Origin of the sequence: Mycolicibacterium holsaticum DSM 44478 = JCM 12374, from assembly GCF_019645835.1 — a bacterium.
Classification (GTDB): domain Bacteria; phylum Actinomycetota; class Actinomycetes; order Mycobacteriales; family Mycobacteriaceae; genus Mycobacterium; species Mycobacterium holsaticum.
Genome location: NZ_CP080998.1, coordinates 1599322 through 1621018 on the forward strand (window position 1 = coordinate 1599322; position 21697 = coordinate 1621018).

28 protein-coding genes and 1 tRNA gene are annotated in these 21697 nt (G+C 65.9%); 20 read left to right on the forward strand and 9 right to left on the reverse strand.

Annotation, left to right across the window (positions count from 1 at the left end; translation table 11 throughout):
* Positions 1 to 16 precede the first annotated feature (16 nt).
* The 4 genes from K3U96_RS07725 to K3U96_RS07740 all read left to right on the forward strand — a co-directional run bounded on the left by K3U96_RS07725 (position 17) and on the right by K3U96_RS07740 (position 3840).
* Positions 17 to 790, forward strand: coding sequence for a cyclic nucleotide-degrading phosphodiesterase (locus K3U96_RS07725; protein ID WP_220692598.1), 774 nt, complete (start codon positions 17 to 19; stop codon positions 788 to 790).
* Between the two features lie 17 nt (positions 791 to 807).
* Positions 808 to 1590 carry a ribonuclease PH gene (rph, locus tag K3U96_RS07730; protein WP_220692599.1) on the forward strand — a complete coding sequence of 261 codons (783 nt, stop codon included), beginning with the start codon at positions 808 to 810 and terminating at the stop codon, positions 1588 to 1590.
* Positions 1587 to 2213 carry an RdgB/HAM1 family non-canonical purine NTP pyrophosphatase gene (rdgB, locus tag K3U96_RS07735; protein ID WP_220693440.1) on the forward strand — a complete coding sequence of 209 codons (627 nt, stop codon included), beginning with the start codon at positions 1587 to 1589 and terminating at the stop codon, positions 2211 to 2213. Before rph ends, rdgB begins: the two co-directional genes overlap by 4 nt.
* Before the next feature lie 157 nt (positions 2214 to 2370).
* Positions 2371 to 3840, forward strand: coding sequence for an MFS transporter (locus tag K3U96_RS07740; protein ID WP_268928474.1), 1470 nt, complete (start codon positions 2371 to 2373; stop codon positions 3838 to 3840).
* Here K3U96_RS07740 and K3U96_RS07745 read toward each other — a convergent pair.
* From K3U96_RS07745 to K3U96_RS07755, 3 genes are read right to left on the reverse strand one after another with little or no spacing between them, the layout of a single operon-like run.
* Entirely contained in the window at positions 3818 to 4156 is a 339-nt protein-coding gene (locus K3U96_RS07745) for a DUF3817 domain-containing protein (RefSeq protein WP_220692600.1), read from the reverse strand. The genes K3U96_RS07740 and K3U96_RS07745 overlap by 23 nt on opposite strands.
* Before the next feature lie 8 nt (positions 4157 to 4164).
* Complete coding sequence (locus K3U96_RS07750; protein ID WP_220692601.1) at positions 4165 to 4524, reverse strand: hypothetical protein; 360 nt, start codon at positions 4522 to 4524, stop codon at positions 4165 to 4167.
* On the reverse strand, positions 4505 to 4981 hold the full coding sequence (locus K3U96_RS07755; protein WP_220693442.1) for a hypothetical protein: 477 nt from the start codon (positions 4979 to 4981) through the stop codon (positions 4505 to 4507). The genes K3U96_RS07750 and K3U96_RS07755 overlap by 20 nt, the downstream gene beginning before the upstream one ends.
* An 84-nt stretch (positions 4982 to 5065) precedes the next feature.
* Here K3U96_RS07755 and K3U96_RS07760 point away from each other — a divergent pair.
* Positions 5066 to 5147, forward strand: a tRNA-Leu gene (locus K3U96_RS07760).
* A gap of 34 nt (positions 5148 to 5181) precedes the next feature.
* Here the strand turns inward: K3U96_RS07760 and K3U96_RS07765 are convergent.
* Together K3U96_RS07765 and K3U96_RS07770 are read right to left on the reverse strand one after the other, a co-directional pair.
* Entirely contained in the window at positions 5182 to 5436 is a 255-nt protein-coding gene (locus K3U96_RS07765; protein ID WP_220692602.1) for a hypothetical protein, read from the reverse strand.
* A gap of 77 nt (positions 5437 to 5513) precedes the next feature.
* On the reverse strand, positions 5514 to 5873 hold the full coding sequence (locus tag K3U96_RS07770; protein ID WP_220692603.1) for a WhiB family transcriptional regulator: 360 nt from the start codon (positions 5871 to 5873) through the stop codon (positions 5514 to 5516).
* A 98-nt stretch (positions 5874 to 5971) separates the two neighbouring features.
* Between K3U96_RS07770 and K3U96_RS07775 the strand changes: the two genes are divergently transcribed.
* Positions 5972 to 6577: a TetR/AcrR family transcriptional regulator gene (locus K3U96_RS07775; protein WP_230982398.1), complete on the forward strand. Its 606-nt coding sequence runs from the start codon at positions 5972 to 5974 to the stop codon at positions 6575 to 6577.
* Here K3U96_RS07775 and K3U96_RS07780 read toward each other — a convergent pair.
* Complete coding sequence (locus K3U96_RS07780; protein ID WP_220692604.1) at positions 6574 to 7425, reverse strand: AraC family transcriptional regulator; 852 nt, start codon at positions 7423 to 7425, stop codon at positions 6574 to 6576. The genes K3U96_RS07775 and K3U96_RS07780 overlap by 4 nt on opposite strands.
* Positions 7426 to 7462: 37 nt before the next feature.
* Between K3U96_RS07780 and K3U96_RS07785 the strand changes: the two genes are divergently transcribed.
* Positions 7463 to 8725, forward strand: coding sequence for an amidohydrolase family protein (locus K3U96_RS07785; RefSeq protein ID WP_069407083.1), 1263 nt, complete (start codon positions 7463 to 7465; stop codon positions 8723 to 8725).
* A gap of 31 nt (positions 8726 to 8756) precedes the next feature.
* On the opposite strand, the gene K3U96_RS07790 is transcribed toward K3U96_RS07785, so the two are convergent.
* From K3U96_RS07790 to K3U96_RS07800, 3 genes are read right to left on the reverse strand one after another with little or no spacing between them, the layout of a single operon-like run.
* Positions 8757 to 8987 (reverse strand): hypothetical protein, encoded by a 231-nt coding sequence (locus K3U96_RS07790; protein ID WP_069407077.1) that lies wholly within the window; start codon positions 8985 to 8987, stop codon positions 8757 to 8759.
* Positions 8988 to 9006: 19 nt separating this feature from the next.
* The gene (locus tag K3U96_RS07795) at positions 9007 to 10080 is read right to left on the reverse strand and encodes an NAD(P)H-dependent amine dehydrogenase family protein (RefSeq protein ID WP_069407076.1); all 1074 of its coding nucleotides are present in this window, start codon (positions 10078 to 10080) and stop codon (positions 9007 to 9009) included.
* A gap of 12 nt (positions 10081 to 10092) precedes the next feature.
* Positions 10093 to 10881, reverse strand: coding sequence for an SDR family NAD(P)-dependent oxidoreductase (locus K3U96_RS07800; RefSeq protein ID WP_220692605.1), 789 nt, complete (start codon positions 10879 to 10881; stop codon positions 10093 to 10095).
* Positions 10882 to 10955: 74 nt separating this feature from the next.
* Here K3U96_RS07800 and K3U96_RS07805 point away from each other — a divergent pair, with 74 nt between their 5' ends.
* The 13 genes from K3U96_RS07805 to K3U96_RS07860 all read left to right on the forward strand — a co-directional run bounded on the left by K3U96_RS07805 (position 10956) and on the right by K3U96_RS07860 (position 21686).
* Positions 10956 to 11555 (forward strand): TetR/AcrR family transcriptional regulator, encoded by a 600-nt coding sequence (locus tag K3U96_RS07805; RefSeq protein ID WP_220692606.1) that lies wholly within the window; start codon positions 10956 to 10958, stop codon positions 11553 to 11555.
* A gap of 109 nt (positions 11556 to 11664) precedes the next feature.
* On the forward strand, positions 11665 to 12312 hold the full coding sequence (locus tag K3U96_RS07810) for a hypothetical protein (RefSeq protein WP_110917413.1): 648 nt from the start codon (positions 11665 to 11667) through the stop codon (positions 12310 to 12312).
* A 58-nt stretch (positions 12313 to 12370) separates the two neighbouring features.
* On the forward strand, positions 12371 to 12973 hold the full coding sequence (locus K3U96_RS07815; protein WP_220692607.1) for a TetR/AcrR family transcriptional regulator: 603 nt from the start codon (positions 12371 to 12373) through the stop codon (positions 12971 to 12973).
* Between the two features lie 157 nt (positions 12974 to 13130).
* Entirely contained in the window at positions 13131 to 14666 is a 1536-nt protein-coding gene (locus tag K3U96_RS07820) for a nitric oxide reductase activation protein NorD (protein WP_220692608.1), read from the forward strand.
* A 33-nt stretch (positions 14667 to 14699) separates the two neighbouring features.
* Complete coding sequence (locus K3U96_RS07825; RefSeq protein ID WP_069407070.1) at positions 14700 to 15503, forward strand: CbbQ/NirQ/NorQ/GpvN family protein; 804 nt, start codon at positions 14700 to 14702, stop codon at positions 15501 to 15503.
* Positions 15504 to 15515: 12 nt separating this feature from the next.
* Positions 15516 to 15644 (forward strand): hypothetical protein, encoded by a 129-nt coding sequence (locus K3U96_RS27050; RefSeq protein ID WP_268875954.1) that lies wholly within the window; start codon positions 15516 to 15518, stop codon positions 15642 to 15644.
* Positions 15629 to 16324 carry a hypothetical protein gene (locus tag K3U96_RS07830; protein ID WP_220692609.1) on the forward strand — a complete coding sequence of 232 codons (696 nt, stop codon included), beginning with the start codon at positions 15629 to 15631 and terminating at the stop codon, positions 16322 to 16324. Before K3U96_RS27050 ends, K3U96_RS07830 begins: the two co-directional genes overlap by 16 nt.
* Before the next feature lie 19 nt (positions 16325 to 16343).
* The gene (locus tag K3U96_RS07835) at positions 16344 to 16784 is read left to right on the forward strand and encodes a hypothetical protein (protein ID WP_220692610.1); all 441 of its coding nucleotides are present in this window, start codon (positions 16344 to 16346) and stop codon (positions 16782 to 16784) included.
* Positions 16781 to 18004, forward strand: a complete 1224-nt coding sequence (locus K3U96_RS07840; RefSeq protein WP_220692611.1) for a cytochrome P450 — start codon at positions 16781 to 16783, stop codon at positions 18002 to 18004. The genes K3U96_RS07835 and K3U96_RS07840 overlap by 4 nt, the downstream gene beginning before the upstream one ends.
* Positions 18001 to 19050 (forward strand): NAD(P)H-dependent amine dehydrogenase family protein, encoded by a 1050-nt coding sequence (locus tag K3U96_RS07845; protein ID WP_069406734.1) that lies wholly within the window; start codon positions 18001 to 18003, stop codon positions 19048 to 19050. The genes K3U96_RS07840 and K3U96_RS07845 overlap by 4 nt, the downstream gene beginning before the upstream one ends.
* Complete coding sequence (locus K3U96_RS07850) at positions 19043 to 20095, forward strand: NAD(P)H-dependent amine dehydrogenase family protein (protein ID WP_220692612.1); 1053 nt, start codon at positions 19043 to 19045, stop codon at positions 20093 to 20095. Before K3U96_RS07845 ends, K3U96_RS07850 begins: the two co-directional genes overlap by 8 nt.
* Positions 20095 to 20514 (forward strand): VOC family protein, encoded by a 420-nt coding sequence (locus K3U96_RS07855; RefSeq protein WP_220692613.1) that lies wholly within the window; start codon positions 20095 to 20097, stop codon positions 20512 to 20514. Before K3U96_RS07850 ends, K3U96_RS07855 begins: the two co-directional genes overlap by 1 nt.
* Positions 20511 to 21686: a cytochrome P450 gene (locus tag K3U96_RS07860; RefSeq protein WP_220692614.1), complete on the forward strand. Its 1176-nt coding sequence runs from the start codon at positions 20511 to 20513 to the stop codon at positions 21684 to 21686. The genes K3U96_RS07855 and K3U96_RS07860 overlap by 4 nt, the downstream gene beginning before the upstream one ends.
* Positions 21687 to 21697: the final 11 nt, after the last annotated feature.

The following is a 21697-nucleotide window of genomic DNA, read 5'->3' on the forward strand; positions in this document are numbered from 1 at the left end:
CGGGCATGGCAAGCTAGTGGCTGTGCGAATCACCGTACTCGGTTGCTCCGGCAGTGTCGTCGGGCCTGATTCGCCAGCCTCTGGCTATCTGGTTTCAGCTCCGGACACCCCGCCGCTGGTCGTCGATTTCGGCGGCGGTGTGCTGGGCGCGCTGCAGCGCTACGCCGACCCCAACGATGTGCATGTGCTGCTCTCGCATCTGCACGCCGACCACTGCCTGGACCTTCCCGGACTGTTCGTCTGGCGGCGCTACCACCCGTCGCCGGCGCAGGAGCGTGGCGTCTTGTACGGGCCGGCGAACACGTGGGCCCGGCTGGGCGCGGCGTCCTCACCCGAAGGCGGCGAGATCGACGACTTCTCCGACGTTTTCGAGGTCCGGCACTGGGTGCACGAGCAGGAGGTCAGCATCGGCTCGTTGACCGTGGTGCCCAAACTTGTTTGCCATCCGACCGAGTCCTACGGGATGCGCTTCACCAACGACTCCGGCGCGACGTTCGTCTACAGCGGTGACACCGGCTACTGCGACGAACTCATCGACCTGGCCCGCGGCGCCGACGTGTTCCTGTGTGAGGCGTCCTGGACGCATTCACCGGACCGGCCGCCCAGGCTGCATTTGTCCGGCACCGAGGCCGGGCGGGCGGCCGCCGAGGCCGGTGTCGGCGAGCTGTTGTTGACGCACATTCCGCCGTGGACGGCGCGCGAGGACGTCATCAGCGAGGCCAAGGCGGAGTTCCACGGCCCGGTGCACGCGGTCGTGTGCGGAGAGACGTTCGACGTCCCCCGCACGTGAGCCGATAGGGTTGGCCCGTGTCCACACGAGAAGACGGTCGGCTCGACGACGAACTGCGGCCCGTGCGCCTCACCCGCGGCTTCACCTCACATCCGGCCGGGTCGGTGCTGGTGGAGTTCGGCGAGACCCGCGTCATGTGCACCGCCAGCGTCACCGAGGGCGTGCCGCGCTGGCGCAAAGGCAGCGGGCAGGGCTGGCTCACCGCCGAATACGCCATGCTTCCCGCCGCCACCCACGAGCGCTCGGACCGCGAATCGGTCAAGGGCCGCGTCGGCGGACGCACCCAGGAGATCAGCCGGCTGGTCGGCCGGTCGCTGCGCGCGTGCATCGACCTCGCCGCGCTGGGGGAGAACACCATCGCGATCGACTGCGACGTCCTGCAGGCCGACGGGGGCACCCGCACCGCGGCGATCACCGGGGCCTACGTCGCGTTGGCCGACGCGGTGACGTACCTGTCCGCGGCCGGCAAGCTGTCTGACCCCCGGCCGCTGTCGTGTGCGATCGCGGCGGTCAGCGTCGGCGTCGTCGACGGGCGCATCCGCGTCGACCTGCCCTACACCGAGGACTCCCGCGCCGAGGTCGACATGAACGTCGTCGCCACCGACACCGGAACGCTCGTGGAGATCCAGGGCACCGGGGAGGGCGCGACGTTCCCGCGCTCGACGCTGGACAAGATGCTCGACGCCGCGATGGCCGCCTGCGAGCAGATCTTCGACATCCAGCGCCAGGCACTGGAATTGCCGTATCCCGGTGTGCTGCCGGAGCCCAAAGACCCGCCGAAGAAGGCGTTCGGAAGCTGACCTCGCTGCTGGTCGCCAGCCGCAACCGCAAGAAGCTGGCCGAATTGCACCGGGTGCTCGACGCTGCGGGCGTGTCCGGGCTGACGCTGCTATCCCTGGACGACGTGGCCCCGTTCGACGAAGCCCCCGAGACCGCCGCCACGTTCGAAGGCAACGCCTTGGCCAAGGCCCGCGACGCGTTTCGGGCCACCGGGCTGGCGACGGTCGCCGATGACTCCGGGCTGGAAGTCGACGCGCTCAACGGCATGCCGGGAGTGTTGTCGGCGCGGTGGTCGGGCGCGGCCGGCGATGCCGCCGAAAAGGACCGAGCCAACACCGCGCTGCTGCTGGCGCAGCTGCACGACGTGCCCGACGAGCGGCGGGGTGCGGCGTTCGTGTCGGCGTGCGCGTTGGTGTTTGACGCGGGCGGCGGCCAAAAAGAAACCGTCGTGCGCGGCACGTGGCCCGGCCGCATCGGACGCGAACCGCGCGGCGACGGCGGCTTCGGCTACGACCCGGTGTTTTTGCCTGCCGGATCGACGAGGACCGCCGCCGAGCTGAGCGCCGCCGAGAAGGATGCCGCGTCGCACCGCGGGCGGGCGCTGAGCGCGCTGCTGCCGGCATTGCGTGAACTGGCCGGCTGAGGGTCGGGACGGACGTGCGAGCGTGCGGTTTCATCCGCAACACGCCGCGGTGCGCGGATCAAAATGTACATTCGCGGCCCGGATGAGGCCTGAGGCGCCTGACCCGGGCTGACTACGCAAATTTTGTATAGCCGATCTAATCGGTAGCATCCCCGTGGTGCGCAGCCGCTTTGCTTCCTCGGACGTCGACGGCCCGCGCACCCGACACCCGGCGATCGTCGTCGCGGTCCTGGCCGCGGCCGGTATCAGCGTCTCGCTGATGCAGACGCTGGTGATCCCGCTGATCCCCGAACTGCCGGCGCTGCTGCACACCAACGCCGCGAATGCGTCGTGGGTGATCACCGCGACGCTGCTCACCGCGGCGGTGGCGACCCCGGTGTTCGGCAGGCTCGGCGACATGTACGGCCCCAAGCCGATCCTGTTGATCTGCGCCGTCATCCTGACGATCGGTTCATTGATCGCGGCGACGACGAGCACGTTGCTTCCGGTGATCGTCGGCCGCGCACTGCAGGGTTTCGGCATACCGATCATCCCGCTGGGCATCAGCGTGCTGCGCGCATCAGTGCCCCCACACCGGGTGGGAACCGCGATGGGGCTGATGAGCTCGTCGCTGGGCGTTGGCGGGGCGCTGGGCCTTCCGCTGTCGGCAATCATTGCCGACCGCTTCGACTGGCACGCCTTGTTCTGGTTCGCCGCGGCGCTGGGCGTTGCGTCCGGTGTGTTGTTCGCGGCGCTGGTTCCGCGGATACCGCCGACGTCGAGCGACCGGTTCGACCCGCTCGGCGCGCTCGGACTCGGCGTGGGGCTCGTGACCCTGCTGCTCGGCATCTCCAAAGGCGGGGACTGGGGCTGGACGAGCGCGACGACGGTGGCGATGTTCGTCGCGTCGATCGCGGTCTTCGGCCTGTTCGGGATCTGGCAGTTCCGCACCGCCGCCCCGATCGTCGACCTGCGCACCACGTTGAGACGCCCCGTGCTGAGCACCAACATGGCGTCGATCGCGGTGGGTTTCGCGCTGTTTGCGATGTCGTTGATCGGGCCGCAGGTTCTCGAACTACCGCCGGCAACGGGTTACGGGTTGGGGCAGAGCATGTTGCAGGCCGGTCTGTGGCTGGCGCCGGGCGGGCTGGCGATGATGGTCTCGGCGCCGATCGCGTCTCGGGTGGCCGCGGTGCGCGGGCCGAAGTTCACGCTGATCGCCGGCAGCCTGATCGTGTCCGGGTCGTATCTGGCCGGCTTGGTGCTGATCGGCAGCGCATGGCAGGTGTCGTTGTTCAACGTGCTGGTCAGCATCGGGGTGGGGTTCGCGTTCGCGTCGATGCCCGCGCTGATCAACGCCGCGGTGCCGATTTCGGAAACCGCTGCGGCCAACGGCATCAACGCGCTGGCGCGGTCGCTGGGGACCTCCATCTCGAGCGCCGTTGTAGGTGCCGTCCTTGCGGGGATGACGGTCTCAGTCGCGGGCCACGCCTATCCGTCGCTAGGTGCGCTGCGGGTCGCGCTGGTGATCGCCGCCGCCATGGCCGCGCTCGCCGCGCTGCTTGCCGTGCTGATCCCCGCAGCGGTCGGTGGAGTCGACCCCGCTGTAGTCCAACGGTTGCCGGCTACAACTCGAAGCGGTCCTTGATCTCGCGGGTCTGCACCTGCTCGACGATGATGCCGACGAGCGGGATGGTGCCGGCCAGCAGCACGCCGACGGTCTTACCGATCGGCCAGCGCACCTTCACCGCGAGGTTGGCGGTGAAGAGCAGATAGACGAAGTACACCCAGCCGTGGACGACGGCGATCCAGTTCAGGCCCTCGACCTGGTAGACGTACTTCATCACCATCTCGTAGCACAGCGCGATCAGCCAGACGCCGGTCGTCCAGGCCATGATGCGGTAGCCCAGAAGCGCCTTGCGGATGGCGTCGATCGGTGTGGTGGGCGCAGGCGTATCGGTCATGGGGTCGGCTATTCCTTGTCTTTCTCTGCGAGCTCGGCGAGGTAGGCGTTGTACTCACGCAACACGGGGTCGCTGTCGGAGGCAGGCGCCGGCTTGCGTCGTTCGGGCAGCAGCCCGGCGGGGATCTCGGTGACGGTTTCCGGGCTGGCGGGCTCGGGCGGTGCCTCTTCGTAGCGGACAAACTTGTAGTAGGCGTAGACGAGGAACCCGGCGAACATCGGCCACTGCAGTGCGTAGCCGAGGTTCTGGAAATCACCGGAGGTGGACTCGAAGCGGGTCCACTGCCACCACGCCAGGCCCAGGCAGCCGGCGGCGCCGACGATGACCAACGCGATGAGCGCCGGTCTGCTACGCCGTGTAGTGGACACCATTCAACGGTACCGCGACTGCCTTCGGACCGACGAACTCGTCGAGCCGCGCGGTAGCCGCCTTGCGATAAATGGACACGATGTACTTGCTTGACCGGGTCCAGGGGATGTCGAGCTTGTCGAGCGCGACGGTGAACAGCGCCATGATGTCTTCGGATCGGTTCGTGGAGTGGTGCTTTTTTCCTGGACCGTGCTGGGGGAGTAGGCATGGCCAGTGTTTCGAGTACAGCGAGACTTCGACGCAGTTCTTGGGTAAGTCGCGAACTGCGGCGCGTTGACCCGACATGAACATGTTGATCGCCTCGCGGCAACGGTCGACGATTGCCGCCTGCGGGTAGCACCGCCATTCTCGAACTGTCGAACGCGGTATGTCGAGTTGGCGCGCGACCGCGCAATCGTTTAGGCCTGCCGCCATCAAGCGCTTGGCAGCTTCGAACTGTTGGGCTGACCGCACGATGCCCCTATCGCCAGTGGATAGCGCCAACCTATTCGGCACTGCCGACAGATTCGGAGAGCGCAGAGGTACGATCGGCACCGCCCTGCGGGCGTGGCGGAATTGGGATACGCGATGGATTTAGGTTCCATTGTCTTCGGACATGGGGGTTCGAGTCCCCCCGCCCGCACTCTTGTGGCGCAGCCGACAGTTTGCTGCGCCCCCTAGGTGGTCTGTGACACGCCGTCTGGTTCGGGGGCGGACTGCCTGACGAAGCAGACGATGCTGCTGGTGGTGCTCACCGCGGCGATCACCCCGAACACCAGGGCCAGCATTCCGTCCCCGACCGTCCAGCTGGCGAACGCCACCGCGAGCGCGATCACGCCCGCGATGTTGAGGAATAGCCCGGTCGTGGCGACGGCCTCCGTCCACGCCTCGGACTTCGTGTCGACAAAAGGTGCGGAGGTGCGCCCGCGCATCGGTACTCCCATCGGCGATCCAACTCAGTTGCCGAGGAATTGACCTAACAGGAAATTTCTAAACGTGTTGATGGACGTCAGGCAGAGTGTTCGACCGCGTCCCGGCGATGGCGCACCGGATAGCCGTTGAGTTCGGCGAGCGAGCGCAGTTGCCTCAGCGCGAACCGCCGGGCGCGCCCCGACTCCGGAATCAGGATGCCGGCCCATATCCCTTCGGCGGCCGGCGTCTCACACGCCTGCTGTGCGCACCGCCAGCGCCGCGGGCACGCACGGCAGACGGCCTTGGCTCCCTCGTCGGCGGTGATCGTCCATCGATCCGGATCGCGGATACAGAGGCCCAACGGGATGTCCTCGGTGGTCTTCCCACCGGCTGGCGCGCTGCCCGGCAACGAGACCACTCCAAGAGGTAGCGGGCCGACCCTTTCGCGGTTCTGCATCCAGTTGGCCTTCCGATGTCGCTGGCTCAGACGGCCGCCAAGCCGACAATACACATGTATCGGAACCGACGATACAGCTGTATTGCTACGCTGTCACGGTGACAGTGACAGCCGGCCCGAGCGCACTGACGAGCGTTGAGAAGATCCGGAACGCCGCACTGCGCAGCTTCGCCACCACGGGGACCGCGATGACGTCATTGCGCACGGTGGCCGCGGCCGCCGGGGTGTCCCTCGGTTTGGTGCAGCACCACTTCACGACGAAGGCCCGTCTGATCCAGGCCGTCGACGACTACGTGATGACCGTGGTGAACGCCACCCTGTCGGAACCGGTCACCGAACCGCCGGGTGATTCGATCTCCGACATCGGGCAGCGGGTGACCCAGTTGGTCGTCGAGCACCCCGACGTCGTCGATTACGCCGGACGAGCCCTGACCGACGGCAGCGCGCTGGGCCGCAAGCTGTTCGACGCGCTGGCGGCCTTGGGTGCCGCCCGGTGGCAACAGCGCACCGAGTTGGGGCTGACCCGCCCCGGTCTCGATCCGACGTGGGCGATGCTGAACCCGCTCGTACTGGCGCTGGGCACCTTCATCCTGCGCGCGCACATCGAGCGGCACCTGCCTGAGCCGTTCACCACGCCCACCCAGCTGCAGCGTTGGCAGAACGCCGTCGACGGGCTGTTGCGCGACGGGCAGATCCGCGACTAAAGACGTTCGCTACCAACTCTTTTGCGGTATGTCGTCGGTGTCTCACCGCAGAACTGGGCGAACGCACGGGTGAACGAGCTCAGGCTGTCGAAGCCGACCGCCGACGACGTCGCCTGCACGGACTGTCCCGGTGCCGCCAGGAGCGCCATGGCGCGCAGCATCCGCGCGTGTAAAAGGTATGTTCGCCAAGGCATTCCGAGCGTGTCTTGGAACAATCGCCGCAGTGTGCGCTCAGATACGGCCACGGCACGGCTGACGTCTTCGACGGAGGCGGCGTCGAGGTGCTCCTTGGTGTAGGCCATGGCGGCTGCGACGATCGGGTGCTCGGAAGTCGGCAGGCTCAGCGGCGCCTCGTGATCGAGCGCTTCGCTGACCAAGTTGGCCAGGGTGCGAAAGAAGCCGTCCGATATGTCGTCGCCGTGCGGGCGATCTATCGGCCAGCGCAGCGCATAGAGCATCATCTCGCGGATCAGGGGCGAAACCGCGATGATTCGGGCGCGGTCGCCGCCGTCGGGAATCAACAGCGGGTCGAACATCACCGCGACGGTTCGCACGTCCGGGTTCATCGTCGCCTGGTGGTCCAGTCCGACGGGGATCCACGCCGCCTGCTGCGGTGGCAGCAAGTAGTGCGCCGAGTCGGTCTCCACCTCGACGACGCCACCGACCGCGTACTCGATCTGGTGCACGTCGTGCGAGTGCCAACCCGTGATGAGCGCGTCGCCGTGGTAGAGGTAGCTGCCGCCCAGGGCCCGGCCGCCGCGGCGCAGATCGATCACCCGGCGGGCAGGGTCCACCGTGTCGTTGGCCGATTCGGCCAAGACTCTGTCCGATCGCGCAGAGACGGTCACGCCAAAAGACGGTACTACTGGGGTTATGAGCGAAGGTATGCGACCTGACGACCTGATCTTGGTGAGCATTGACGACCACGTCGTGGAGCCTCCCGACATGTTCCTGCGTCACGTGCCTGCGAAGTACAAGGCCGAGGCGCCGATCGTCGTGACCGACGACAAGGGCGTCGACCAGTGGATGTACCAGGGCCGCCCACAGGGCGTGAGCGGGCTGAACGCCGTGGTGTCGTGGCCGGCCGAGGAGTGGGGCCGGGACCCGGCGGGGTTCGCCGAGATGCGCCCCGGGGTGTACGACGTACACGAGCGGGTCCGGGACATGAACCGCAACGGCATCCTGGCCTCGATGTGCTTTCCGACCTTCACTGGCTTCTCCGCGCGCCACCTCAACATGACGCGCGAAGACGTCACCCTGGTCATGGTGTCGGCCTACAACGACTGGCACATCGACGAGTGGGCCGGTTCGTACCCGGACCGGTTCATCCCGATCGCGATCCTGCCGACGTGGACGCCCGAGGGCATGTGCAACGAGATCCGCCGGGTGGCCGCCAAGGGGTGCCGCGCGGTCACCATGCCGGAACTGCCGCATCTGGAGGGCCTGCCGAGCTACCACGACGACGACTACTGGGGCCCGGTGTTCCGCACGCTCTCGGAGGAGAACGTAGTGATGTGTCTGCACATCGGCACCGGCTTCGGCGCGATCAGCATGGCGCCGAACGCCCCGATCGACAACCTGATCATCCTGGCGACCCAGATCTCTGCGATGTGTGCCCAGGACCTGCTGTGGGGCCCGGCGATGCGCAACTACCCGGACCTGAAATTCGCGTTCTCCGAAGGCGGTATCGGCTGGATCCCGTTCTACCTCGACCGCAGCGACCGCCACTACACCAACCAGAAGTGGCTGCGCCGCGACTTCGGCGACAAGCTGCCGTCCGACGTCTTCCGCGAGCACTCGCTGGCCTGCTACGTGACCGACAAGACCTCGCTGAAGCTGCGCCACGAGATCGGCATCGACATCATCGCGTGGGAGTGCGACTACCCGCATTCGGACTGCTTCTGGCCCGATGCGCCCGAGCAGGTGCTGGCCGAACTCAACGCCGTGGAGGCATCGGACTCCGACATCAACAAGATCACCTGGGAGAACTCGTGCCGGTTCTTCAGCTGGGATCCGTTCAAGCTGACGCCGCGCTCCGAGGCGACGGTTGGTGCCTTGCGCGCCAAGGCAACTGACGTCGACGTGTCGATCCGTCCGCGCAAGGAATGGGCACGGCTCTACGAGCAGAAGCAGCTCGCCAAGGCGTGAAACCATGCCTGCGCGTGGCGCTGACAACTGATCAACGTCGCGCGGTGTCGCCACGCGGCGGGTCGCCGAGCCGCAGTCGCTGCACCGAGGCGACAACCGAGGCGACACCGATGCCGAGGAAAACCACACCGAGCATGAGGAATATCAGGCCACCGTGCGCGAAGAACGTGTAGCCGCGCACCACGCCGAGCACGATGGCGAATATCCCGCCGAGGATCAGCCACCGCGCCTGACGCACAGTGGGCGGAACGAGACTGTTCATATCCGTCGGGTGCCTGGGCTCACCACATCAGCCCCCGAACCATCTCGGCGGGCGGAATGTCCTCGACGGCGATGATTCCCTTGGGGGCGCGGCACACCCAGTCGATCACGTTGACGGCACGGGCGGCGGTGGAGACACATCCGGCTTCGGTGACGTCGAGCGTCGGGTGTGACAGCAGGGTGCTTACCTCGATGCGCGGTTCGCCTTCGACGATCACCTTGTGCACGCCGGAGTGGCCGACGGGCGGGTACTCCCAGTCCGGTGCGGCAGCGGGGGTGAGCCGGGTGGTGTGCTCCACCGTGATGACGGGGACTTCGCCGCGCACCCCTTCTGCGGCGAAGCGAACCCCGGCCAACCGGCCGGGTTCGACGGTCATCATCTTGCATTCGATGCGTTTATCGGTGTACCACGGCTCGTAGCGGTCGCGGACCTCGTCGAGTTCGACGCCGAGGTGGTGGGCGAGGTTGCGCACCAGCCCGCCGAAGATCGACGCCACAACGCCGGGCTGAAACGCCAGCGGCCGCTCATCGTCGGGGGCGGCACCGAAACCCATTGCCGTTCCCGTGTATTCGTAATCGTCGTAGTTGCCGTAGTCGAAGACCTCCGCCACGGTGACCGATTCCGCGCGGGTGACCAAACTCAAGGCGGCGAGCGCCGCCGTGTCCCCGGAGTAGCCGGGATCGATGCCGTTGACGTACAGCGACGAATTGCCCGCCTCGCAGGCCGCCTCCAGCGGAGTCCGAAGCCAGTCGTCGGCCTGATTCGGTGTCACCAACCACACCATCGACGTGCCGACGACGTTGATGCCCGCGGCGAGGAACTTCGCCATCTCCTCGATCACCTCCATCGGCCGCGTCTCACCCAGCGCGGTGTAGACCACGCAATCGGGTTTCAGCGCGATGAGCGCGTCGATGTCATCGGTCGCAATGACCCCGGTCGGTTCGGTGAGCCCGCACAGGTCGGCTGCGTCCTTGCCGATCTTGTCGGGGCTGGCGGCGTGTAACCCGACGAGCTCCAGGTCGGGGCGCCCGATGAGCGCGGGCAACGAGTGCTGCCCGACGTTGCCGGTGGAAAACTGGACTACTCTGCGCATTTCAAGCCTCGATCAGTAGTCGGGGATGGGCAGCGGCAGGTTGTTCGAGTCTATTCCGCCGTCGACGTGGAAGACGGCGTTGGTCGCATAGCAGTCCTTGGTCGATAGGTAGACGCAGAGCCGACCGAGATCCTCGACGTCGCCGAGCCGATGCAGCGGAGTGAGCGAGAGCATCGTGTCCAGTGCCCCCGGCATCATATCGAGGCCGCTTTGCAGTCCCTCGGTTGCGAATGAGCCGAGTGCGATGGCATTGACGCGGATCTTCGGCGCCAACTCCTGGGCCATCGCCCGGGTGAGCGCTTCGAGCCCACCCTTCGCGACGCAGTACGCGGTAAGCGCGCGGATGCCGAAACGTGCTGATCCCGAGGAGATGTTGACAATGTTGCCGTGTCCGGCCTCGATCATGTGACGGGCGGCGAGTTGACTCATGATGAACGCTGACGTGACACACCAGTCGAAGGTGTGCCGGAAGTCCTCGTCGGTGATGTCGAGAAACGAGCCGAACGTCGAACCACCCACATTGTTGATGAGGATGTCGATGCGCCCGAACTCATTCATCGCCGTGTTCACCACACGTTCGCCATCTGGACGGCTGATCGCGTCGGCCACCAGGGCGAGTCCTTTACCGCCAGAATCCTCGATGTCTTTGATCGTCGCGACGATGTCGGACTCGGTGCGCGCCGTGCCGACCACCGTCGCGCCCGCTTCGGCCAGCACCCTGGCAATACCTTGTCCGACACCCTTGCCCGCGCCGGTGACGATCGCCACCTGTCCGTCGAGGTTGAACTGTTCCAAAGCCATCCGGACTCCTCCGTGAAATTGACTGCAGTCAATCACAGATGTCAAGCCAAGAAAAGTGTTGCTATCGTCAACGTATGGCGGTGGTGGACAGGCCTTCAGCACGTGAGGCCAAGCGGTTACAGACGCGAGAGCGCCTGATGGGTGCGGCCATTGCCGAGTTCAAGCGGGGCGGGATGGCCGACGCGGACGTGGGTGCCATCGTCACCGCGGCGGGCGTCGCCCACGGCACGTTCTTTTTCCATTTCCCGACCAAACAGCACGTGTTGCTCGAGTTGGAGCGCCGTGAAGAAGAGCGCATCGCCAGGCAACTCGGCCGGTTCGCGGAGTCCAAACGCAGCCTGCCTGCGATCCTCAAAGAGGCCGTTCGCCTGGTGCTGGGGCTGGAGCGCCGTCTCGGGGCGATCCTGTTCAAGGACTTTCTGGCCCTGCACTTCTCGCAGAGCAGGCCTGCCGACGAGAGCCAGGAACACCCGGTCATCGTCAGGGTGGCGCGGGAGATCGAACGTGCCCAGAAAGCTGGTCGGGTAGCGCCCGACGTCGATCCCATGAACAGCGCGGTGTTCTTCCTTCTCGGTCTATACGCATTGTTGACGACCACCCATAAGTGGCCCACTCAGAGCGCCATGCTCGACGACTACGTCGCCAGGACACTGCGTGGTATCGAAGCACGCTAATTTGTTGACTTGAGTCAGCCATACTGACAAGCTCGTAGCACCCGTTCTTCAGGAGGTGCCCGTGAATCGTCCTGCGACGATCGCGACCACAAGTGGCTTAGACGAACACATGGAATTGTCGCGGCAGGCGCAACGCCAGGCCGACAAGTGGCTGATCTCGGGTAGCGTGCTCATCGGCACCGCGGCGCTCGGCATCTTCGGGCTGCCGCTGTTCCTGCGGGGCGTGTGGCTGCTGCGCAAGGCGCAACGCGGCGGCCTGTCCGTCCGGCCGATGCTGGTAACGCTGCTGGGATACTGCGTCATCGTCGACGCCGCGATAAACGTGTTCGGCTGGGCCTTGGACCTGGTCGCCCACCACACACTGCTGGCCCGAGTCTTGTTGAACGGCTGGGGTGCAATGTTCGACGCGGGCTATTTCTGGCACTACAACGAGTTGTGGCTCGGCGGCGCGGCCGGACCGGGGGAGAAGGCGCTCGAAGTGGGGCTGATCCTCACCGTGTTCTGCATGCGGATCGCCGCGGCGATCGGCTTTCTGCAGATGAAGCGGTGGGGCCACCAGTGGATGATCATCACCTGCTGGATGGGTGTGGTGATCTGGTGCGTGTACGTGTTCAACATGACGATGTACGCCGACGTCCGCTACGCCGGAGTAATACTCCCGGTGGTCGGTTGGTGGATCTACGACATCTTCTACATCACGCCGTTCCTGGCGATTCCGTACTTGCACTCGGTGAACAGGGAGATCTTCTCCGACTAAGGCATAACTGACTCAACTCATTGACTTCAGTCAGTAGCTGCGCTACAAAGAGCGGACCATGACATCACCGGTGAAGGTGTCGATGCGCGAAGCACGACGGCTGCAGACGCGTGAACGAATCCTCGGCGCGGCAATCGCCGAGTTCAAGAAGTCGGGTATGGCCGGCGCCGACGTTAACGCGATCGCTGCGACGGCAGGCGTCGCACACGGCACCTTCTTCTTCCACTTCCCCAGCAAGGAGCATGTGCTGCTGGAACTGGAGAGCCGCGAGGAGTCGCGGATCGCGACAGACTTCGCCGAGTTCCTCCAGCACCGGCACGACCTGGTGACCACGTTGACCGCCGTGGTCGAACTCGTGACCGAGCTGGAACACCGTTTCGGCCCGGTGCTTTTCAAAGAGATACTGGCACAGCACTTCTCTGCGTCCAGACCACACAAGGACGAATGGACCGACCATCCGGTCATCGTCTTGCTGGTCGGTGAACTCGAGCGTGCCCTGCGCGACGGTGAAGTCCATCGGGAGGTCGACGCCTTCTACAGCGCGACATTCTTTCTGCTCGGCATCTACGGAGTGCTCACCACGACGGACAACCCGCTCACCCGCAAGACGATGCTGGCCAAGTTGGTCTCGACCGCCGTGCGCGGCTTGGAAGTGCGATGACAGGTTCGCGCAGACACCACCACAACAACCGAGGAGTTCGAAGTGTGGGCATGGATCTGGGAGATATTGCGCTACGTCGCGGCGTGGGGCGGGGCGGCGCTCGTCATCTGGTTCTGGTACTGGATGTTCTCCAGCCTGGGCACGTTCTAGGGCAGCGATGAGCGAGCTGTCCGACGCGCATGCGCTGGTCGTCGAGCGCAGTTGCGCCGTCACCGCTGTCGCGCTGAGCGGCCAACGCCGCGAGGGGGTGCGCCTGGTGACCGGTGAGCATCGCCAGTTCAGCCTGAACCCGGGATTGGATCACGTGCTGGTGCCGTATCCGTCCCTGGCGCGTGACTGGACCCGCAGGACGCTGACGTGCGGTGTCGCGCTGCAGTGTTCACCGTCCAAGGAGCGGCTTGCCCACTACCGGCTCAACGAACTCACCGCGCGCGAACTTCGCGCGCTCACGCTGGTGGAAGCCGCCGTCGCATTGGGCTGGGTCGCGGCCAACTGGCCCGGCCTGGTGGTAGAAGCGCGGCGATTGCTGCCCGATCTCGAGATGCTACCCGACGACATGACGGCCGACGCGATGCTCGAACGCGCGATCTCGTTGTCGCGCAACGGCCAGCCGGTCGGCGACGTCCCGGGTGTGGTGGGCAGGCTGCCGCTGGCGTACACGGTGCCGCAGGGCCTGTCGGACAAGCTACGGCGCAGCTTCGGCCGGATGCCGTGGACCACGACGCAGAAGCGGCTGCCGCGGCCGTACTCCGTTCCCGTCGGCGGCGACGGGGGAGTCCGCAACCCCAACCTGCCGCCACCCAGCCGCCCCCAGGACAACGACCTCGATCTCACCCCGGAGCACCGGCCCGGCATTCCCTATCCGGAATGGAACGCCTGGACAAAGAGTTTCATGCGCGATCACGTCGCGGTTCTCGAACGCGCTCACACCAGCCGCAACCGCCAACCCGGGGTGGTTTCGGCCGACCTGCGCAAGTGGTTCGAGGAGCACACCCACCGCGCGATGAAGAGCCGCCTCGAGGACGGCTCCGACCTCGACGTCGAGCAGTATGTGAACCACTACATCGACCTCACCACCGGCGAGGCGATCGAACCGCGCATCTTCCGCGAACTGCTGCCCGCCAGCCGCGACGTCACGACCGCCCTGCTTCTGGACGGCAGTTCCTCGCTGGGCGTGCACGGCGGAAAGGTCTTCAAGCTCGAATTGGCCTGCGCTGACGCACTGTCGAGGGCGATGACGCTGGCGCGGGAACGACACGGCATCTTCGTGTTCACCGGGAACACCCGGCACCGCGTCGAGGTCAACTGCCTGAAGGACTTCGAGGATCGGCGCTTCGTTCCGCCCAGTCGGCTCGGCCTGTCGACCGGTGGCTACACCAGGCTCGGAGCACCGTTGCGACACTTGACCAGCCGGCTGCTGGCGCAGCCGTCCGAACGTCGCCTGCTGATCGTGATCGGCGACGGGCTGATCTCCGACGAGGGCTACGAAGGACGCTACGCGTGGGCCGATGCCGCGCACGCGGTCGAGGAAGCCAACGACGCGGGCGTCTCGATGTACTACGTCGGCGTCGGGCCGACCCGCGTCGACCCGCTCCCGGAGGTCTTCGGACCCCGCCGGTCCCAACGCATCCGGCGCGTGGAGGACCTGCCCGGGGTGCTTGCCCACGTCCACCGCGAACTCGTCGCCGCCTGACCGACACCCAATCTGAGGGAGCCCGAACCGCCGATGACCACCGACACCTACTACTCGAACGGCAACGAAATCGAGTTGTTCGAGCAGGCGTACCACCGGCGACTGCCGGTCATGCTCACCGGGCCGACCGGGTGCGGTAAGACGCGGTTGGTCGAGCACATGGGCGTGCTGCTGCGCCGACCGGTCGTCACGATCAGCTGCCACGACGATCTGACGAGTTCGGATCTCGTCGGCCGGTTCATGGTCACCGGAGGTGACGTGGTGTGGACCGACGGACCGCTGACCCGCGCGGTCAAGGCCGGCGCGATCTGCTACCTCGACGAGGTGGTCGAAGCGCGCCACGACTCACTTGCCGTGCTGCACTCGCTGACCGACCACCGACGCACGCTCTACCTCGACCGGGCCGACGAAGTCGTCCAAGCGCCGGAGACGTTCATGCTGGTGTGCTCGTACAACCCCGCCTACCGAAGCTCGCTCAAGGAACTCAAGCCGTCGTTTCGGCAGCGGTTCGTCACCCTGCCGATGAGATATCTCCCGCCCGACCGCGAGGCCGAGGTCATCGTCGCCGAAACGGGCATACCGCTGCCGGCCGCGAGCCGGCTGGTCGCGTGCGCCACCGCCATCCGCACCGCCGACGAGGCGTTTCATTTCGAACCGCCCTCGACCCGTGTCCTGGTCACCGCCGCACACCTGATCGCCGCGGGCGCGACCGAACTGGATGCCGCCGAGGCCTGCATTCTCGCGCCGTTGTCCAGTGATGGCGCGGTCACCGACGGCCTGCGCGAGGTGGCGGTGGCCAGTCTGGCCGGTGCAGACAACTCGAGCACCCCGCACTAGGAAGGAATCCCCATGGATCCCAAGGAGAAGCAGCGCAAGAAGGCGCTCATCATTCTGCAGATCGTCATCTACGGCTATCTGCTGGCGATGTTCCTCATCCAGCTCTACATGTCGTTCGAACGCGGATGGTGGTCGCTGTGAGCGCTACGGCCACCGTCAGCCTCGAGGATCACCACGAAGAATCCCGGCTCGCTCAACGTCGAGCCGACAAGTGGATGATCGCGGGTGCCGCGCTGATGGGCATGTGGGCACCGGGCCTGATCGGGTTCCCGATCTTCATGCGCGGCGTCTGGCTGCAACGTCAGGCTGCCCGCGCCGGCCTGTCGGTCCGGCCGATGATCGTGACCCTCATCGGATACCTGGTGTTGATCGACGGCATGCTCAACAGCCTGGGCTGGGCGCTGGACCTGGTCGCCAACCACACGTTGATCAACCGGGTGTTGATGATCGGCTGGGGCCACATGTTCGACGCCGCCTACTTCTGGCACTACAACGAGCCCTGGGTCGGTGGGTCTGCGGTGCCCGGCGAAAAGGCCTATGTCGCAGGGCTGATCCTCACCGTGTTCGCCATGCGGTGCGCGGCGGCGATCGGCTTTTTGCAGATGAAGCGGTGGGGCCACCAGTGGATGATCATCACCTGCTGGATGGGCGTGGTGATCTGGTGCGCATACGTGTTCAACATGACGATGTACGCCGACGTCCGTTACGCCGGGGTCCTGTTCCCGGTCATCGGGTGGTGGCTCTACGACATCTTCTACATAACGCCGTTCCTGGCGATCCCGTACCTACACACGGTCAACCGCGAAATCTTCTCCGACTGAACAGGCTAAGGAGTACCTCATGACGTCACCATCGGATTCGTCGGCCACCGACGAAAAGGACCCCGCCGAAGATCTGCCCCCCGGCACGACGCCGTATTACGCGCGGATGCACAAGTACATCAAGCGCGCGGTGCTCGTCTGCCTGATCGCCCTCGTCATCGAGGGGGCTTTCACGTTGCCGTTCATGGCGGTGTGGTACGGCTATCCGACGCTGAGCCTCACCGAGATCTGCAGCGGCCTGCTCAAGGTCCGCTACTCCGACGACACCCTCGAGTGCAAGGTTCCGTATCCGGTGCTTGGTCCTCCGGAAGGTGCCGAGGGCAAGGACACCGCCCGCGACGAGTGGGGGATCCAGCCCGTGCCTAAGTACGAGCGGATCGGGTTCCGCGAGCTGGTGCGCATCCACGAGGAAAGCGAAGCGCGCAAGGCCGCTCAGCAGCAAGAAGATTCGGCTCAGTGAGTTCAAAGCCGCCCGAGCAGCACGCGCGCAACTGGGACTTGCGCCACGCGGATTTCAACGACAACGGCTTCCTCTACGACGTCTACGCGGTGATGCGGCGGACGTCGCCGTTCGCCCACACCGATACGCCGTTTCTCAGCGCGACCCCGGGCGGGGCCTGGGTCGCGGTGCGCTACGAGGAGTGCTACCGGATCCTGCAGGACTGGCAGCACTTCTCCAGCAACCCGACACCGGAGGCAAGCGAGCAACTGGCGGGCGATCTGGTCATCACCCTGGATCCCCCGCGCCAGCAGAAGTTCCGCAAGGTGCTCAACCCGTACTTCTCACCCGCGCGGATGAAGGCGCTGCGTCCGCAGATCCGCGAGGAGACCGACCGGCTGATCGACGGTTTCATCGAAGCGGGAAGCGGTGACCTCGCCGATGTGGCGTGGCGCCAGCCGGGAATCGTCTTCTTCAAGTATGTCCTCGGCATGCCCATCGAAGACGTGCCGCTGTGCGTCGAGCTCACCGACGCCGCGCTCAACGGGGACACCGAGGAAACCCGGATGGCCGCCTGGGGCGGGCTGTATCAACACCTGCACGACGGGGTGAGCGAACGCGCCACCCAGCCGCCGCGCGACGACATGATCGACGTGCTGCTGACGGCCGAGATCGACGGGGAGCGGCTGCCGTTCGGCGACGTGGTCGCCAACGCCATGCTGCTGGTGCAGGCCGGGCTCGAAACCACCGCCAGCGCTATGTCATTCGCGTTTCACTACCTGGCAACCCATCCCGAGGAGCGCGACCGCCTCATCGCCGAACCGGAGATCCTGGGCCGCGCGGTCGAGGAGTTCATCCGCTTCGGCGGGTCGATCCACGGCATTCCGCGCACGGTCGCCAACGAGGTCGAACTGAACGGGCAGACGTTCTGCCCCGGTGAATCGGTCATCGTCAACTACGCGTCGGCCAACCGCGACGAACAGGTGTTCCCGGATGCGGACCGGTGCGTCCTCGACCGCCGAGAGAACCGGCATCTCGGGTTCGGCGCCGGCGTTCACCGCTGCCTCGGATCAAACCTCGCCCGCCTCGAAATGCAGGTCGGCCTCGAACAGGTGTTGGCGCGGATGTCCGACCTGCGCCTGGACGCGAACCGCGAGCCGCACTTTCACGGAAGTTCCGTCACCCGAGGGTACCGTTCGGTGCCCGTGGTTTTCGCACCAGCGCAGCGGTCCGTGGCATGACCTACCGTGTCGTGCAGTGGACGACGGGCAACGTCGGCAAAAGATCCGTGCGTGCGGTCGCGCTCAACCCGCAGTTGGAGCTCGTCGGCTGCTACGCGTGGTCGAAGGACAAGGTCGGCCGCGATGCCGGAGAACTGTGCGGCATCGAGGCTTTGGGCGTGGCCGCCACCGACGACGTCGATGCGCTGCTGGCACTCCAGCCCGACTGTGTGGTGTATAACCCGATGTTCGCCGACGTCGACGAGATGGTCAGAATCTTGAGCGCGGGCATCAACATCGTGTCCACCTCGGAGTTCATCACCGGCCATTTCCTCGGTGAGGGCCGCGACCGCATTCTCGACGCGTGCCGAATGGGCGGATCGACCGTCTTCGGCAGCGGGGTCAACCCCGGCTTCATCCAGCTCTTCGCGATCGTGTCGGCCGGCCTGTCGGAGCGCGTGGAGAAGGTGAGCGTCACCGAGGCCATCGACACCACGATCTACAACTCGCCCGCCACCGAAAAGCCGATGGGCTTCGGCTATCCCATCGACCAGCCCGACCTGCCTGCCATCACCGAGAAGGGTTCGGCCATCTTCGGTGACGGTGTCCGCCTGGTCGCCGACGCACTCGGTGTCGAACTCGACGACGTGCGCTGCGACGTCGCGTATGCCCAGACCACCGAGGACCTACACCTGCCCGGCGACTGGACGATCGCCAGGGGTTGTGTCGCCGGCGTCGACGTCGGCTGGAAGGGAATCGTGGCCGGCAAAGAGGTCATCGAGATCCGCGGCCGCTGGCGCAAGGGCCAGACACTGGATCCGGACTGGGAACTGGACATGGGCTACACCGTCGAGGTCCGCGGCACCCCGACGATCAGGACCACGCTGAGCTTCCTGCCGCCCGCCGACTTCGTCGGCGAAACGTTGGACGACTACATCATGCTGGGATTGTCGATCGTCGCGATGCCCGCGATCACGGCGATCCCGGCCGTGGTGGCGGCGCCTGCAGGCATCGCTACGTATAACGATCTGCCACTGCTACTTCCGCGGGGAGTCCTCAATGTCTGAGAAAACCTACCGGGTCATCCAGTGGATGACAGGCGACGTCGGCCAGGTCGGGGTGCGGCATTTCGCCCAGTGCCCGGTCTTCGATCTGGTCGGAGTCCTTGTGCACGACAAGGACAAGGTCGGCAAGGACGCCGGGGAGATCGCGGGCATCCCGCCGACCGGGGTGATCGCCACCGACGACGTCGAGTCGATGATCGCTATGGACGCCGACTGCGTGTTCTACACACCGGTGATCATGGACGTCGACACCGTGTGCCGACTCCTGCGCTCCGGAAAGAACGTCGTCACGACGAGCGGCTTGTTCTATCCCACAGACGATTTCCGTGAGCCGGGGGACAAGGTCCGCGCCGCGTGCCAGGACGGCGGGACGTCGTTTTCCGCAGGTGGCATCCACCCCGGGTATGCGGGCGACATCTTGCCGCTCACCCTCGCCCGCGTCGTCAGCCGGATCGACAGGATCCAGGTCTACGAAGTCGTCAACGTCCTCACCGACGCACCCCTGGACCACATCGACTGGATGGGCTTCGGCAAGGACCGCGACAAGTTCCTTTCCGAACCAACCATTCTGGGCCTCGGCGTGTCTTTTTTCGCCCAATCCATGCACATGGTCGCCGACGGCGTCGGGGTGCACATCGACGAGGTGAAAGCCGATCTGCGCGCGGCTGTTTCGACCGATGACATACCGCACGAACTGGGTGCCATCCCGCGCGGCACCGTGGCCGCCCAGCACCACGAGTGGACAGCTTGGGCCGACGGCAAGCCGCTGATCGTCTACCACGCCATCTATCTGACCGCGGGCCCCGACAAGCTGGATCCGCCGTGGGACTGGGGCAAAACCCGCTACCGCATCGTGATCGAAGGCGACCCGCCGACCGAACTGACCCTCCAGGGTGTAGACGGGCCGGACGGCACCATGGTCCATCCGGGCTACGACTGGACCGCGATGGGCGCCATCAACACGATCCCCGACGTCTGCGATGCCCCGCCGGGCTGGCTCACCCATCACGACCTCGGCCTGGTTCGACCGCGAGGTCTGGTGCGCTGATGAGCGAGGGCGGTTCGCGGCTGCACCACGTAGTCTTCGCCGTCGCTCCCGAACGGCAAGCCAACGTCGCCCGGATGTTCACCGAGCTCGGCTTCAGCTTCAACGCAGCTGAGCTGACCGAGTTGGGCGTGACCGTGCAACTGGACTGGGACGGCGGACTCGAGCTGATCAGCCCCATCCCGGGGTCCATCGCGTCGGTGGCGTTGTCGGTCAACGACTTTCTGGCCGCAAACGGCGACGGCGTGTATACGGTGGTGCTGCGGGTGCCCGACGCCGCAGCGGCCGAAGCGGTGACCGACCGGTACGGTGCGGTCACCCGGTTTCGCCAAAGCTTCGCCGGCGAAGGCTCCTATCTCGATGAAATCGACCTCTCTGTGTTCAACCTGCCAATCACCCTCCTAGCAACGGACGTGACATGACCGACATCTCCGCCAACCTGCCGCCGCCAGTCCGCTACGAAGATCTGCCGATGGCCCACGACCGCGGTGCGGGCTGGGCGAAACTTCGTAACCTCGGACCGGTTCTGTACGGCGACGACTCGTACTACTTCACCCGCCGCGAGGATATCCTTGCCGCGCTACGTGATTACGAGACCTTTTCGTCCCAAACCAGCTATGACGACATGATCAGCCCGGTGCCGATGGTGCCGCTGGCGTTCGACCCGCCCGAACACACGCGCTACCGTCGCATCCTGCATCCGTTCTTCAGCCCACAGAAACTGAGTGCCGTCCTACCGTCGTTGCAGGCGCAGGCCATCGACATCATCGACGACATCGCGCACCGAGCCGAGTGCGAGATCATGGCCGACCTCGCCACCCCCTACCCCTCCCAGGTGTTCCGCACCCTGTTCGGCCTGCCGCTCGCGGACCGGGAGCGGCTGATCGCCTGGAAGGACGCGATCATCGCGGTCAGCCTGGCCAAGGACCCGACCAGTGTCGACCTGACGCCGGCCGCGGAGTTGTTCTCCTACCTCACCGAGGCCGTGCACCGGCAACGGCGCGAACCACAGGACGGCATCCTGTCTCAGCTGCTGCACAGCGATGAGCCGTTGACCGATGAGGAGGCGACCGGGCTTTCCCTGGTTTTCGTTCTCGCCGGGCTCGACACGGTCACCTCGGCCATCGGCTTCACCATCCTCGAGCTGGCTCGACGGCCCGAACTGCGTGCACAACTTCGCGAAAAGCCCAGCGATATCGACGGCTTCGTCGAGGAGATGATCCGGCTGGAGCCGCCGGCACCGACAATGGGCCGACGTACGGCCCGACCGGTGACCGTCGCCGGCGTGACGCTGCCCGCCGGCGCCGAGGTCCGGTTGTGTCTGGGCGCGATCAACCGCGACGGCAGCGACGCCACCTCCGGCGACGATCTCGTCCTGGACGGCAAGGTGCACAAGCACTGGGGGTTCGGTGGGGGACCGCACCGCTGCCTCGGTTCGCATCTGGCCCGGATGGAGCTGAAGATCGTCGTCAGCGAATGGCTGCGCCGGATACCGGATTTCGAGCTGGCGCCCGGGTATACCCCCGAGATCACGTGGCCGTCGGCCACCTGCACGCTGCCGCAACTGCCGTTGCGGCTCGGTGCAGCCACGTAGCACAGCACGGA